Raw genomic sequence first — 13,616 nt, forward strand, 5'->3', positions numbered from 1 at the left:
GCGCCCGGCGTCCGTGCCGCCCGTCGCGCGTCCTTCGGCGCGCCGAAGAATCGTCGCGGCCCGCGCTGCAGTGCCGCGAAAGGCCGGCCCCGGCGCGAGCTTCAAAGCGTCGCAGAGGCCGCGGGCGGCGCGATGCTTCGGCATCTTGAGGTTTTTTCCCGCGAAGAGCCCTTTTTGTGGCGGTTGCAGCATTTGGAACCCTCTGCTACATCCACGGCGATTTAGGGGAACCGGCTGCCATCTGCCGCCAAGAAGCCAACAGAGATCCGGAGGTGCCGATCGGCATCTGCCGGCACAAGTATGTGAAAGGGTGGACGTGAGCGAACCTGCTTCGATCTCGACCGGCATCGCCGCGCGATATGCGACCGCGATGTTCGAACTTGCTCAGGACGGCGGGGCGCTCGACGCGCTTGAGGCTGATGTCGCCTCGCTCGAGGCCGCACTCGCCGACAGCGCGGACCTGCGCGACCTGATTTCGTCTCCCATATACGGCCGCGACGAGACGCAGGCCGCGATCGGGGCCGTCGCCGAGGCGATGGGGCTTGACGCGATGACGGGCAACACGCTGCGCCTGATGGCGTCCAAGCGCCGCCTTTTCGTGCTGCCCGCCCTCCTGCGCGCGCTGCGCGAGAAGATCGCCGAGCACAAGGGCGAGGTCACGGCCGACGTCGTGTCCGCCAAGGCGCTGACCAAGGCTCAGTCCGAGAAGCTTCAGAAGGCGCTTTCGGCCTCCGTGGGCCGCGAAGTCCAGATCAATGCGACGGTCGATGAAAGTCTCATCGGCGGTCTTGTCGTCAAGGTGGGCTCCAAGATGATCGACACCTCGATCCGCGCGAAGCTCAACACCCTCCAGAACACCATGAAAGAGGTCGGATAAATGGGTATCCAAGCAGCCGAGATTTCCGCGATCCTGAAAGAGCAGATCAAGTCGTTCGGTCAGGATGCCGAAGTCGCCGAGGTGGGCCGCGTCCTGTCGGTCGGCGACGGTATCGCCCGCGTCCACGGCCTCGACAACTGCCAGGCCGGCGAGATGGTCGAGTTCCCCGGCGGCGTGCGCGGCATGGCGCTGAACCTCGAAGCCGACAACGTGGGCGTCGTGATCTTCGGCTCCGACCGCGCGATCAAGGAAGGCGACACCGTCAAGCGCACGAACTCGATCGTGGACGTGCCCGCCGGTGACGCGCTTCTGGGCCGCGTCGTCGACGGCCTCGGCAACCCGCTTGACGGCAAGGGCGAGATCAAGGCCTCCGAGCGCCGCGTCGCGGACGTGAAGGCGCCGGGCATCATCCCGCGCAAGTCGGTCCACGAGCCGATGGCGACGGGTCTCAAGGCCATCGACGCGATGATCCCGATCGGCCGCGGCCAGCGCGAGCTGATCATCGGCGACCGCCAGACCGGCAAGACCGCAGTGGCGCTCGACGCGATCCTGAACCAGAAGGTCTACAACGAGCGCGCCGGCGACGACGAGAGCAAGAAGCTCTATTGCGTCTACGTCGCCGTGGGCCAGAAGCGCTCGACCGTGGCGCAGCTGGTGAAGAAGCTCGAGGAGACGGGCGCGATGGAATACTCCATCGTCGTCGCCGCGACCGCGTCCGACCCCGCGCCGATGCAGTTTCTCGCCCCCTACGCCGCGACGGCGATGGCCGAGTATTTCCGCGACAACGGCCGCCACGCGCTGATCATCTACGACGACCTCTCCAAGCAGGCCGTCGCCTACCGCCAGATGTCGCTCCTGCTGCGCCGTCCGCCGGGCCGCGAAGCCTATCCGGGCGACGTCTTCTACCTGCACTCCCGCCTGCTGGAGCGTTCGGCCAAGCTGAACGAGGACAACGGCGCGGGCTCGCTGACGGCGCTTCCCGTGATCGAGACGCAGGGCGGCGACGTGTCGGCCTTCATCCCGACCAACGTGATCTCGATCACCGATGGCCAGATCTTCCTCGAGACCGAACTGTTCTACCAGGGCATCCGCCCCGCCGTGAACACCGGCCTCTCGGTCAGCCGCGTGGGCTCGGCCGCGCAGACCAACGCGATGAAGTCGGTCGCGGGCTCGGTGAAGCTGGAGCTTGCGCAGTACCGCGAGATGGCGGCCTTCGCGCAGTTCGGATCGGACCTCGACGCGGCCACGCAGCGCCTGCTGAACCGTGGCGCGCGCCTGACGGAGCTGATGAAGCAGCAGCAGTATTCGCCCCTGACCAACGCCGAGATCGTCGTCGTGATCTTCGCGGGCATCACCGGGTTCCTCGACAAGCTGAAGGTGTCCGACGTGGGCCGCTTCGAGCGCGGTCTCGTGACCTACATGCGCCAGAAGAAGTCCGACGTCCTCGACTGGATCACCAACGAGGATCCCAAGATCAAGGGTGACGCGGCCGACAAGCTGAAGGCAGCGATCGAAGACTACGCCGCCGATTTCGCCTGATCCGGAACAACGCGAGGAGGGTAAAGGCAGATGCCGAACCTCAAGGACCTGAAGAACAGGATCGCGTCGGTCAAATCGACCCGCAAGATCACCAAGGCGATGCAGATGGTCGCCGCCGCCAAGCTGCGCCGCGCGCAGGAGGCGGCGGAGATGGCGCGTCCCTACGCCGAGAAGATGGAGGCCGTCATGGGCGGCCTCGCGCAGTCGGTGGGCGAATCCGAGACGGCGCCGCGCCTTCTGGCCGGCACCGGGTCGCGCGACGTCCACATGCTTGTCGTGATGACCGCCGAGCGCGGCCTGTGCGGCGGCTTCAACTCGTCGATCGTGCGGCTCGCCCGGCAGCGCATCCAGAGCCTCGTGGCCGAGGGCAAGACGGTCAAGATCCTGACCGTCGGCAAGAAGGGGCGCGAGCAGCTGCGGCGTGACCACGCCGACAAGTTCGTCGGCCATGTCGACCTGTCGGACGTCAAGCGGATCGGATATGCCGAGGCCGCCGACATCGCGCGGGGCCTGCTGGAGCGGTTCGACGCCGGCGAATTCGACGTCGCGACGATCTTCTACAACCGCTTCCAGTCGGTGATCTCGCAGGTTCCGACCGACACGCAGGTGATCCCGGCCTCCTTCGACGCGCCCGAGGAAGCGGACGCGGCGGCGACGCTCTACGACTACGAGCCGTCCGAGGAAGGCGTGCTCGCCGACCTGCTGCCGCGCGGCGTCGCCACGCAGATCTTCACCGCGCTTCTCGAGAACGCGGCCTCCGAGCAGGGTGCGCGCATGTCCGCGATGGACAACGCGACCCGCAACGCGGGTGACATGATCGAGAAGCTGACGATCGAATACAACCGCTCGCGTCAGGCCGTCATCACCAACGAGCTGATCGAAATCATCTCGGGCGCCGAGGCGCTCTAAGTCACCGGAGACATGGACCACATGGCAAACGAAGTCGGTAAAATCACCCAGGTCATCGGCGCCGTCGTCGACGTGCAGTTCGACGAGCACCTGCCCGAGATCCTGAACGCCCTCGAGACGGACAACAACGGCAAGCGCCTCGTGCTCGAGGTCGCGCAGCATCTCGGCGAGAACACGGTGCGCACCATCGCGATGGACGCGACCGAGGGCCTCGTGCGCGGTCAGGACGTCAAGGACACCAAGGGCCCGATCACGGTGCCCGTGGGCAACGCCACGCTCGGCCGCATCCTCAACGTCGTGGGCGAGCCCGTGGACGAGGGCGGTCCGGTCGAGGCGGACGAGTATCGCCCGATCCACCAGAACGCCCCCGAATTCATCGAGCAGTCGACCGAGTCCGAGATCCTCGTGACCGGCATCAAGGTGGTGGACCTGCTCGCCCCCTATTCCAAGGGCGGCAAGATCGGCCTCTTCGGCGGCGCCGGCGTGGGCAAGACGGTTCTGATCATGGAACTGATCAACAACATCGCCAAGGTGCACTCGGGCTACTCGGTGTTCGCGGGCGTCGGCGAGCGGACGCGCGAGGGCAACGACCTCTACCACGAGATGATCGAGTCCAACGTCATCAAGCCGGACAACCTTTCCGAAAGCCAGGTGGCGCTGGTCTACGGCCAGATGAACGAGCCTCCGGGCGCCCGCGCGCGCGTCGCGCTGACCGGCCTGACGCTGGCCGAGCAGTTCCGCGACCAGTCGGGCACGGACGTCCTGTTCTTCGTCGACAACATCTTCCGTTTCACGCAGGCGGGCTCCGAGGTGTCGGCGCTTCTGGGCCGCATCCCCTCGGCCGTGGGCTACCAGCCGACGCTGGCCACCGACATGGGCCAGATGCAGGAGCGGATCACCTCGACCAAGTCGGGCTCGATCACCTCGATCCAGGCCGTCTACGTTCCTGCGGACGACCTTACCGACCCCGCGCCGGCGACGACCTTCGCCCACCTCGACGCGACGACGGTTCTCAGCCGCGCGATCTCCGAGCTGGGCATCTACCCGGCGGTGGACCCGCTCGACAGCTCCAGCCGGATCCTCGATCCCGCAATCGTCGGCGACGAGCACTACCAGGTCGCGCGTGACGTTCAGGGCATCCTTCAGCGCTACAAGTCGCTGCAGGACATCATCGCCATTCTCGGCATGGACGAGCTGTCGGAAGAGGACAAGCTGACCGTGGCCCGCGCCCGGAAAATCCAGCGTTTCCTCAGCCAGCCCTTCGACGTGGCGCAGGTCTTCACCGGTTCGCCTGGCGTGCAGGTCCCGCTCGAGGACACGATCCGCTCGTTCAAGGCCGTCGTGGCCGGCGAGTACGATCACCTGCCCGAAGGCGCGTTCTACATGGTCGGCGGCATCGACGACGTCGTGGCCAAGGCCGAGCGCATGGCCGCCGAAGCCGCTTAAGGGTTTGGCCGCCCCCCGCCGTCGCGGATCGCGGGCAGGGGGGCGGCAATCGAAAGGATCAGGAAGATGGCCGACACGATGCAGTTCGATCTCGTCAGCCCGGAACGCCGCCTTGCCTCGGTCGAGGCGACCGAGGTGCGCATCCCGGGCACCGACGGCGACATGACCGCGATGGCCGACCACGCGCCGACCATCACGACGCTGCGGCCGGGCGTTCTGGCCGTGACCCACGCGGGCGGCACCGACGAATATCTCGTCGTCGGCGGGTTCGCCGATATCTCGGCGGATGGCGTCACGGTGCTGGCCGAGCGTGCGATGCCGGTCGGCGAGATGACGCAGGACGTCATGGATGGCCTCGTGGCCGAGGCGCGCGAGGCCCATGAAAAGGTCCTGAAGGCACCCGAGGCGCCCGACGACGCGGCCGATGCGGCGGCGAAGTTCCTCGCCGACCTCGTGGCCGCGGGCGATCACATCAACCTTCCGGCGTCGAGCCGCGTTCCGGCGCCGTAAGGCACCCCAAGGACCGGCGCCCCGAGGCATCGCCCCCCTCCGCACCCGCGGTCGGGGGCGTTTTCTTGCCGTCCGGGCGTCGGCGCGGCCGGCACCCCGCCGAGGCGCGCCGGCGCTGCTGCGGACTTGACGCTTGCGCCGCGGCGCGTGCCGGAGGATAGGGCGGCATGTCCACGCCGCGCGGCCCGCTTCTGTTCATTCTCGCCACGCTGATGATCGACGCCATCGGCATCGGCATCGTGTTCCCGATCATGCCCGACCTGATGATGCGGGTCGGCGCGGGCGACATCGCGCAGGGCTCGCTCTGGGCGGGCTTTCTCATGTCGGCCTATGCCGGGGCGCAGTTCCTGTTCGCGCCGGTGGTCGGGTCGCTTTCGGACGCGTTCGGGCGCAAGCCCGTGCTGCTGGCGGCGATGGCCTTCCTTGCGGTGGACTACGTCGTCATGGCGCTTGCCGGATCGCTGTGGCTTCTGCTTCTTGGCCGAACGCTCGCGGGGGTGGCGGGCGCGACCTACATCACGGCGACCGCCTACATCGCCGACATCACGCCCCCCGGACAGCGCGCCGCGCGCTTCGGCCTGATCGGGGCAGCCTTCGGGATCGGCTTCGTGCTCGGGCCGGCGCTTGGCGGGCTGGCGGCGACGTGGCACATCAGCGCGCCGTTCTGGCTGGCCGCGGCGCTTGCGCTCGGGAACGTGGCTCTCGGCCTTCTTGTCCTGCCCGAGTCCCTCAAGCCCGAGAACCGCCGCCCGTTCGGGGCGCGCGACCTCAACCCCTTCGGCGTGATCCTGCGCGCCTTCCGGATCCCGGGGCTCGCCGTGCCGCTCGTCTGCATCGCCGTCTTCGAGTTCGCCAACATGGTCTATCCGACGCTCTGGGCCTTCTGGGGCCGCGAGACGTTCGGCTGGTCGACGCTGGTGATCGGCCTGTCGCTGTCGGCCTATGGCGTCCTGGTTGCGGTGGCGCAGGCCGGGGTGATGCCGCTTGCGGTGGCGCGCCTCGGCGAGGGGCGGCTGCTGCTTGCTGGCCTAGGGCTGGCCGTGGCGGCCTTCGCGGGCCTCGGCGTGGCGGATGCCCTCTGGATGGTGGCGATCCTGCTGCCGATGGCGGCGCTGACCGATCTCGTGCCGCCGACGCTCGCGGCGCTTTCCGCGAACGCGGTCGAGGATGACCGCCAGGGCATGGTGCAGGGCGTCATCGCCTCGCTGTCGTCGCTGGCCGCCGTTCTCGCGCCGCTGGTCTACACGCCGCTCTTCGGGGCCTTCGTGTCAGGTGCGGCAGGGATCTACCTGCCCGGCGCGCCGTTCCTGTTCTCGGGCGTGCTGGTGCTGGCGCTGATCCCGCTCGCCCTGAGGGCCGCGGGACCTCAGCGGCCCCACATGCCGCGCGGGTAGAGCCCTTCGTAGATCGGCACCAGCGAGGCCGTGTCGAACAGCGATGAGACGCTCGTTCCCGACCAGATGTTTACGATGGACTGCGCGAACATCGGCGCCGTCGGCACGATGCGCAGATTGGGGCAGGCCGCGACCTCGGCGGTCGCCTCGATCGTGTCCGTGACGACCATCGACTTCAGGACCGAGCCCGAGATGCGCTCGATCGCGGGGCCCGACAGAACGCCGTGCGTGGTGTAGGCGTGCACCTCGGTGGCGCCGGCCTCCATCAGCACGTCCGCCGCCTTGCACAGCGTGCCGGCGGTGTCGCAGATGTCGTCCACGATCACGCACTTGTGGTCCTTCACCTCGCCGATCACCGTCATTCCGGACACTTCGCCCGCCTTCTCGCGGCGCTTGTCCACGATGGCGAGCGGTGCTCCGATGCGGGTCGCAAGCTCGCGCGCGCGAGCCACGCCGCCGACGTCGGGCGACACCACCATGACGTCGGACATGTCGCCCGAGAACTGGTGCAGGATGTCGAGCGCGAAGATCGGGCTGGCATAGAGGTTGTCCACGGGAATGTCGAAGAAGCCCTGGATCTGGGCCGCGTGCAGGTCCATCGTCAGGACCCTCTCGACCCCGCCCTGCGTGATGAGGTTCGACACCAGCTTGGCCGAGATCGGCGTGCGCGCCTTGGTGCGGCGGTCCTGCCGAGCGTAGCCGAAATAGGGGATCACCGCCGTGACGCGCGCCGCCGAGGATCGGCGCAGCGCGTCTGCCATGATCAGAAGCTCCATCAGGTTGTCGTTGGCGGGCTTCGACGTCGGCTGGATGATGAACATGTCCTCGCCGCGGACGTTCTCGAACACCTCGACGAAGATCTCCCCGTCGTTGAAGCGCTCGACGCGGGCATCGACGAGCGACACCTGCATCCCCCGGTGCATCGACATGCGCCGGGCGATGGCGCTGGCGAGAGAACGATTGGCATTGCCCGAAATGAGCTTCGGTTCCGTCGACGACATCGGCAGCTGTCCCCTTGCGCGGTCTCGATTTGTCCCTCGTAGGGGCCGCCCCCGCGTCCCCCGCCTTTGGTTGACACCCCCTAGCACCGGCGTAGGGTCTGCGCAAAGCCAAATGGAGGGGACAGCGCGTGGCCCATATCGAGTATTTCTTCGGGACGAATTCGCCTTTCGTCTATCTTGCCGGAACGCGGATGGAGGAGGCGGCGGCGCGCCATGGCGCGACCATCGCCTACCGCCCCGTCGACCTCATGGCGCTGTTCCCGCGGACGGGCGGCCTGCCCCCCGGAGAGCGCGCGCCCGCGCGCCTCGACTACCGCCTGCAGGAGCTGAAGCGGCAGTCGCGCAAGCACGGCCTGCCGATCGACCTCGACCCGCCGTTCCGGTCGGTCAATCCCGCACCCTCGTCCTACGCGTTCATCGCGGCCGAGAAGGCGGGCGGGGGCGACCTCGGGGCGTTGGTCCATGCCTTCACCTGCGCGGTCTGGCGCGACAAGCGCGACATCGCCGAGGACGAGGTGATCGCCGCCTGCCTCGAGATGGCGGGCTTCGATCCCGGCCTTGCCGGCATGGCGATGCTTCAGGGCGCCGAGCAATATGCGCGCAACCTCGAGGACGCGGTCGCCGCGGGTGTCTTCGGCGCGCCCTTCTACATCGTGGACGGGTCCGAGAAGTTCTGGGGTCAGGACCGGATCGAGGACCTCGAGACGCACCTTGCCGGCACGCCTTGAACCAGCGGCTTCTGACCTGGGGCGAGGAGGGGGCGCCGCCCGTCCTGCTGCTGCACTGCTCGCTCGCACACGGCGGTGCGTGGAAGCGCGTGGCGCGGCGGCTCGCGGACCGTGCGCACCTTGTCGCGCCGGACCTCGTCGGGCACGGCGAGGGGCCGCCCGGCGATCCTGCCCGCGACTATCATGACCAGGTGACAGACCAGGCGCGGGCGCTGCTGACGGAGCGGCCCGCCCATGTCGTGGGTCACAGCTTCGGCGCGACGGTCGCGTTGCGCCTTGCCATCGAGGCGCCCGAGCGCGTCGCCTCGCTGACCATGATCGAGCCCGTTCTTTTCGCCGCCGCGCCCGACAGCCCCGGGAAACGCGCCAATGCCCGGACGCTTTCGCGGATGGGTCCGATGATCGCGCGCGGCGAGACCCGTGAGGCCGCGCGCCAGTTTCTGTCGGTCTGGGGCGGGGGCGAGCCCTTCGACGAGATGCCGGCAGACCAGGCCGCCTACATGGCCGACCGCATGTGGGTCGTCGCGGCGCAACATGCGGCGCTGCATCACGACGCGGCGCGCCTGCTGCCGCGGCTGGGCCGGGTGCGCTGTCCGTCGCTCCTGCTGGAGGGCAGCACCTCGCCGCCCGTGATCGGCCGGATCCTCGACACGCTCGAGCGCGGTCTGGCGGACACGCGGCGCTTGTCAATCGAGGGCGCGGGCCACATGGCGCCGATCACCCACGCCGCCGAGGTCGCCGCCGCGATCGGCGGGCTCCTCGACCGGGTCCGCGTCTAGGCCTTCCGGCCTTCCCAGGCGGCCGCGATCCGTTCGATCTCGGACAGGGGCTTCGACCAGTCACACACCAGGCGGCAGCGGATCGGCGTGTCGTCCGGCCCGTCGAGCGGCGTGTCTGAGGGATAGATGTAGTATTGTGCGCCGGCCGCCATCGCGCGGCGATGCGCGGCGCGCGGCAGGTCCGCGTATATCATGTTGCCAGCCGGCGCATGGGCGAGCCGCCCGCTGGGAACCGCGCGCACCGCCTCGGCCAGCCGGGCGCAGGCGGCGTTGGCCGCGCCGGCCATTTCCAGCCACAGGCCGTCCTCGACATAGGCCGACATCTGCGCCGAGAGGTAGCGCTGCTTGGACCACAGGTGCCCCGAGCGCTTGCGCCGCAACGCCAGTTCCCTGCCATGCTCGGGGCGGAACATCACGACGGCCTCCACGCCGAGACAGCCGTTCTTCGTTCCCCCGAAGCTTACCGCGTCGACGCCCGCCTTCCAGGTCATCTCGGCCGCCGTGCAGCCAAGCGCCGCGCAGGCATTGGCGAAGCGCGCGCCGTCGAGGTGCACGGGGATCCCGGCGTCGCGGGCCATGTCCGCGAGCCTGCCGATCTCGGCCAGCGAATAGGCCGTGCCGCGCTCGGTGATCTGCGTGATGCTGAGCGCGCCGGCCTGCGCGCCGTGAACGCCGCGGTCGCGGGTCGCGGCCAGCGCGGCGGCAAAGGCGGCAGGGTCGATGAGGCCATCGGGCGCATGAAGAAGCGTCATCTTCGCGCCGCCCGTGAAGAATTCGGGGGCGTTGCACTCGTCCTCCTCGATATGGGCCATGCTGCTGCAATAGACCGTCTCGAAGGGACGCACGAGGCACGACAGCGCCAGCGCGTTGGCCGCCGTTCCGGTGCCGACGAAGGCGACCTCGGCCTCGGGCGCCTCGAAGAGGTCGCGGATGGCTCCGACGGCATCGGCGGTGACGGGATCGTTGCCGTAGGGCATCGCGTAGCCCTCGCCCGCGCGCGCCAGCGCCTCCATGACCCGCGGATGCGCGGGCCCCGCATTGTCCGACGCGAAATTCATGTTCCAGGCTCCTCGATGACGTAGTCTTCCCAGTCCTCTTCGGGGACTTCCCATTCCGGCACCGTGATGCCGCGCACGCTTACACCGGCGCGGTGCACCGTCTCGGGGTCGCCCGACACCAGCGGATGCCACCATTTCAGGGGCTTGCCCTCGTGCAGCAGGCGGTAGGCGCAGGTTTCGGGCATGAAATACGCGACGTCGTCCATCGTCTCGGGCGTCAGGCGGATGCACTCGGGGACCAGCGTCTTGCGGATCTCGTACTGCCCGCAGCGGCAGGTCTCGTCGTCGAGCAGGCGGCAGGCCACGCGGGTCAGGGCGACCTCGTTCGTGTCCTCGTCCTCCAGCTTGTTGAGGCAGCACTTGCCGCAGCCGTCGCACAGCGCCTCCCATTCCTCGGGCGTCATGCGGCGCATCGCAACGCGTTCCCAGAAACGATCCCTCATGTGCCCGCCAGCGCCTTTCGCGCCGCAGCACTGTCGGCGTCCATCTGCGCGATCAGCCCGTCGAGCCCGTCGAACTTCATCTCCGGGCGCAGGAACTCCACGAGGCCGACCGAGAGGTGACGTTCGTAGAGGTCGCCCGAGAAATCGAACAGGAAGGTCTCGAGGTTGGGGGAGGCGCGTTCGAACATCGGTCGGATCCCGAGGTTGGCGACGCCGTGATGCCGCCCCTCGTGCGGTCCGCTGAGCACGTCCACGAGCACCGCATAGACGCCGAGGCGGGGCACATGGAGGCCGGAAAGCTCCATGTTGGCGGTCGGATAGCCCAGTTGCCTGCCGCGCTTCTCGCCGTGCAGGACGGGCCCCTCGATCCGGTGCCAGTGGCCCAGCATGGCCGCCGCGCCGCGTGGGTCGCCGTCGCTCAGCGCGTTGCGGATGGCGGTGGAGGACACCGCGCCATCGCCGGCCTTCAGGATCGGCGCGACGGTGACGTCGAAGCCCATCCCGCGGCCGAAGTCCCTCAGCATGTCGGCGGTGCCCGACCGTCCCTTGCCGAACCGGAAATCGGCCCCGACGACGACATGGCTGACCCCGAGGCCGTCGCTCAGGACGGTTCGGGCGAAGTCCTCGGCGGTCAGGCCCGCAAGCGTGGCGTCGAAGGGCAGTTCGGCAAGGACCTCGACGCCCAGCTTTTCGAGGCGGTGCGCGCGCGCCTCGGAATTCATCAGCCGGAAGGGCGGCGCGTCCGGGGCGAAGAATTCACGGGGATGCGGCTCGAACGTCACGACGCCGAGGGGCGCGTGGGGGCGGCGCGCAAGGTCGATGACATGCGCATGGCCGCGATGCACGCCATCGAAATTGCCGATCGCCACCGAGGCGCCGCGATCTTCGGGACGGACATACTGGTGGTCGCGCACGATCCGCATGGGGCGGACTTAAACGGGGCGTCGCGGGAGGGCAAGACGCCCGGAGCGTGGCGTCAGTCGAACTTGCCCGACGGCGCCAGAACCACCGCCTCGCCCTTCAGCACCACGGTGTCGCCGACCCTGCAATGCGTCGCGAGCGTGACGCGCCGCCTGCCGTAGTCGATGTCCGTGACCTCGACCTCGGCACGGACCATGTCGCCGGGACGGACGGGGGCCATGAATTTCAGCGTCTGGCCGAGATAGACCGTCCCGTGGCCAGGAAGCTGCTCGCCGATCACGGCCGAAATCAGGCCCGCCGTCAGCATCCCGTGCGCGATGCGGCCCTCGAAGATCGTATCGCGCGCATACGCGTCGTCGAGATGAACGGGATTGCGGTCGGTCGAGACCTCCGCGAACAGCTCGATGTCGCGGTCCGTGACCATCTTCTCCAGCGACCGGGTCATCCCGATCTCGAGATCCTCGATGACGATCGTGCCGGTCGTGATGTTGTCGAGCATGTCCGATCCTCCCTTCCGCATGGCGCCTCCATACGTCATCGGGTCGCGTTCTGCAACGCAGAAAGCAACAAAGTGTTCATTTTGGCGGTAAAGATCGCAATTTTATTTCGCGCGCAATTTTCCTCAGGTTGGATGCCGTGGAAACAATCTGTTGCCGCCGCTCCTTGACCGCTGCGCTTGACCGGGCGGGGCGTCGGGCAGACGCTTAGGCGCATGACTAGGCGAACGACACCTCTCGACACGATCTTCTCGGCCTTCGGCGACCCGACGCGGCGGGCGATCGTGGATCGGCTTGCGGACGGGCCGGCCAGCGTCAGCGAACTGGCCGCGCCGCACGCCATGGCGCTGCCGTCCTTCCTGGGTCATCTCAAGAAGCTGGAGGAGGCCGGGGTCGTCGCCTCATACAAGAAGGGACGGGTGCGCACCTGCCACCTCGTGCCGGGCGCGCTGCAGCCCGCGCAGGACTGGATGGCGCGCAACCACGAGCGGCGTCCCAACCGGCTGCAGAGCCTGGACACCTTCGTGTCGCGCATGAAGGGCGGCGGCTGAGGCGTCCTAGCGCAGCATCCCGATGGCGTAGGTGGGCTGCAGCCGGATGTCCGCCAGGAACGCGTCGAGGCGATCGGGGTCGGGCTGGTCGGTCGTGCCGGTCTCGCTCCGTGCCAGGCCGCCGGTGATGAACAGCGTGTCGATGTTCTCGCCCATGCCGCCCTTCACGTCCGTCAGGATCCCGTCGCCCACCGCGAGGATGCGGTCCTCGGGCACGGACCTGCCGATCTGCTCCAGCCGGCGGCGTGCGAGATCGTAGATCGGCGGATGCGGCTTGCCGAAATAGAGGCTTTCGCCGCCCATCTCCTCGTAGAGTTCGGCCAGCGCTCCGGCGCACCATTCCCGGCTGTCGCCCCGGTCCACGACGATGTCTGGGTTCGCGCACAGAAGCTTCAGGCCCATCGTCTTGGCCAGCAGGAAGCGGGGGCGCATCTCGGCGGGGTCGGCGTGGGGGTCGAAGGGGCCGGTGCACACAATGCCCTCGGCCTCCTCCAGTTCGACCTTCTCGATCGGGGCGGGGTTCTCCAGAAGCTTCACGGGTTCGAAGAACGGGGCGTCGTGCGCCTCGCCGATGTGCCAGACCTTGTGGCCCACGACGCCCTGGAACATCGCCAGCCGGGCGGCGTCGCCCGAGGTCGCGATGATGTCCCACGCGTCGTCCGGGACGCCCAGTCGACGGATCTGGCTGGCCACGCTCGCGCGCGGGCGGGGCGCGTTGGTCAGAAGGACGACGGCGCCGCCCGCGGCCTTGAACGCCTGCAGCGCGGCGACGGCCTCGGGCAGGGCGCGGATGCCGTCGTGCACGCAGCCCCAGAGGTCGCAGAACAGCGCGTCATAGCGACCCTCGAGATCGGCGAGGCTGTCGATGATGGGCGTCGTCATGCGCGTCTCCTTTGGGGCGTCGGCTGTTGTCCGCAGCCTCAATAGGGGGTTTGCCCGCGCGCGAACAGCCACGATCTGGCA

Annotated in this window: 15 protein-coding genes; 9 read left to right on the top strand and 6 right to left on the bottom strand. The window is 68.5% G+C overall.

The window, feature by feature from the left end; translation table 11 throughout:
• Positions 1 to 316: 316 nt before the first annotated feature.
• The 6 genes from P6F26_RS07540 to P6F26_RS07565 all read left to right on the top strand — a co-directional run bounded on the left by P6F26_RS07540 (position 317) and on the right by P6F26_RS07565 (position 6,675).
• Entirely contained in the window at positions 317 to 877 is a 561-nt protein-coding gene (locus P6F26_RS07540) for a F0F1 ATP synthase subunit delta (RefSeq protein ID WP_278028051.1), read from the top strand.
• Positions 878 to 2,416, top strand: coding sequence for a F0F1 ATP synthase subunit alpha (atpA, locus tag P6F26_RS07545; RefSeq protein ID WP_278028052.1), 1,539 nt, complete (start codon positions 878 to 880; stop codon positions 2,414 to 2,416).
• A 30-nt stretch (positions 2,417 to 2,446) separates the two neighbouring features.
• On the top strand, positions 2,447 to 3,325 hold the full coding sequence (locus P6F26_RS07550) for a F0F1 ATP synthase subunit gamma (RefSeq protein WP_278028053.1): 879 nt from the start codon (positions 2,447 to 2,449) through the stop codon (positions 3,323 to 3,325).
• 21 nt (positions 3,326 to 3,346) lie between these two features.
• The gene (gene atpD, locus P6F26_RS07555; protein ID WP_278028054.1) at positions 3,347 to 4,771 is read left to right on the top strand and encodes a F0F1 ATP synthase subunit beta; all 1,425 of its coding nucleotides are present in this window, start codon (positions 3,347 to 3,349) and stop codon (positions 4,769 to 4,771) included.
• A gap of 66 nt (positions 4,772 to 4,837) precedes the next feature.
• Positions 4,838 to 5,281 (top strand): F0F1 ATP synthase subunit epsilon, encoded by a 444-nt coding sequence (locus P6F26_RS07560; RefSeq protein ID WP_278028055.1) that lies wholly within the window; start codon positions 4,838 to 4,840, stop codon positions 5,279 to 5,281.
• Positions 5,282 to 5,448: 167 nt separating this feature from the next.
• Positions 5,449 to 6,675 (top strand): MFS transporter, encoded by a 1,227-nt coding sequence (locus tag P6F26_RS07565; protein ID WP_278028056.1) that lies wholly within the window; start codon positions 5,449 to 5,451, stop codon positions 6,673 to 6,675.
• Here P6F26_RS07565 and P6F26_RS07570 read toward each other — a convergent pair.
• Positions 6,648 to 7,676, bottom strand: coding sequence for a ribose-phosphate pyrophosphokinase (locus P6F26_RS07570; protein WP_430736729.1), 1,029 nt, complete (start codon positions 7,674 to 7,676; stop codon positions 6,648 to 6,650). The genes P6F26_RS07565 and P6F26_RS07570 overlap by 28 nt on opposite strands.
• A gap of 128 nt (positions 7,677 to 7,804) precedes the next feature.
• Between P6F26_RS07570 and P6F26_RS07575 the strand changes: the two genes are divergently transcribed.
• Both P6F26_RS07575 and P6F26_RS07580 read left to right on the top strand, forming a co-directional pair.
• A complete protein-coding gene (locus P6F26_RS07575; protein WP_278028057.1) occupies positions 7,805 to 8,404 on the top strand; it encodes a 2-hydroxychromene-2-carboxylate isomerase in 600 nt (199 codons plus the stop codon).
• The gene (locus P6F26_RS07580; RefSeq protein ID WP_278028058.1) at positions 8,401 to 9,183 is read left to right on the top strand and encodes an alpha/beta fold hydrolase; all 783 of its coding nucleotides are present in this window, start codon (positions 8,401 to 8,403) and stop codon (positions 9,181 to 9,183) included. Before P6F26_RS07575 ends, P6F26_RS07580 begins: the two co-directional genes overlap by 4 nt.
• On the opposite strand, the gene P6F26_RS07585 is transcribed toward P6F26_RS07580, so the two are convergent.
• From P6F26_RS07585 to P6F26_RS07600, 4 genes are read right to left on the bottom strand one after another with little or no spacing between them, the layout of a single operon-like run.
• Positions 9,180 to 10,241 (bottom strand): threonine aldolase family protein, encoded by a 1,062-nt coding sequence (locus P6F26_RS07585; protein ID WP_278028059.1) that lies wholly within the window; start codon positions 10,239 to 10,241, stop codon positions 9,180 to 9,182. The genes P6F26_RS07580 and P6F26_RS07585 overlap by 4 nt on opposite strands.
• Entirely contained in the window at positions 10,238 to 10,684 is a 447-nt protein-coding gene (locus tag P6F26_RS07590; RefSeq protein WP_278028060.1) for a YcgN family cysteine cluster protein, read from the bottom strand. The genes P6F26_RS07585 and P6F26_RS07590 overlap by 4 nt, the downstream gene beginning before the upstream one ends.
• Entirely contained in the window at positions 10,681 to 11,607 is a 927-nt protein-coding gene (locus P6F26_RS07595) for a bifunctional riboflavin kinase/FAD synthetase (protein WP_278028061.1), read from the bottom strand. Before P6F26_RS07595 ends, P6F26_RS07590 begins: the two co-directional genes overlap by 4 nt.
• A gap of 53 nt (positions 11,608 to 11,660) precedes the next feature.
• Positions 11,661 to 12,104 carry a MaoC family dehydratase gene (locus tag P6F26_RS07600; protein WP_278028062.1) on the bottom strand — a complete coding sequence of 148 codons (444 nt, stop codon included), beginning with the start codon at positions 12,102 to 12,104 and terminating at the stop codon, positions 11,661 to 11,663.
• A 213-nt stretch (positions 12,105 to 12,317) separates the two neighbouring features.
• Between P6F26_RS07600 and P6F26_RS07605 the strand changes: the two genes are divergently transcribed.
• Positions 12,318 to 12,653 (top strand): ArsR/SmtB family transcription factor, encoded by a 336-nt coding sequence (locus P6F26_RS07605; protein WP_278028063.1) that lies wholly within the window; start codon positions 12,318 to 12,320, stop codon positions 12,651 to 12,653.
• A 6-nt stretch (positions 12,654 to 12,659) separates the two neighbouring features.
• Here P6F26_RS07605 and P6F26_RS07610 read toward each other — a convergent pair whose 3' ends face one another.
• Positions 12,660 to 13,535: a TIGR01459 family HAD-type hydrolase gene (locus P6F26_RS07610; protein ID WP_278028064.1), complete on the bottom strand. Its 876-nt coding sequence runs from the start codon at positions 13,533 to 13,535 to the stop codon at positions 12,660 to 12,662.
• Between the last annotated feature and the right edge of the window lie 81 nt (positions 13,536 to 13,616).

The sequence above is a fragment of the Roseicyclus salinarum genome, assembly GCF_029624655.1.
Lineage (GTDB): Bacteria > Pseudomonadota > Alphaproteobacteria > Rhodobacterales > Rhodobacteraceae > Roseibacterium > Roseibacterium salinarum.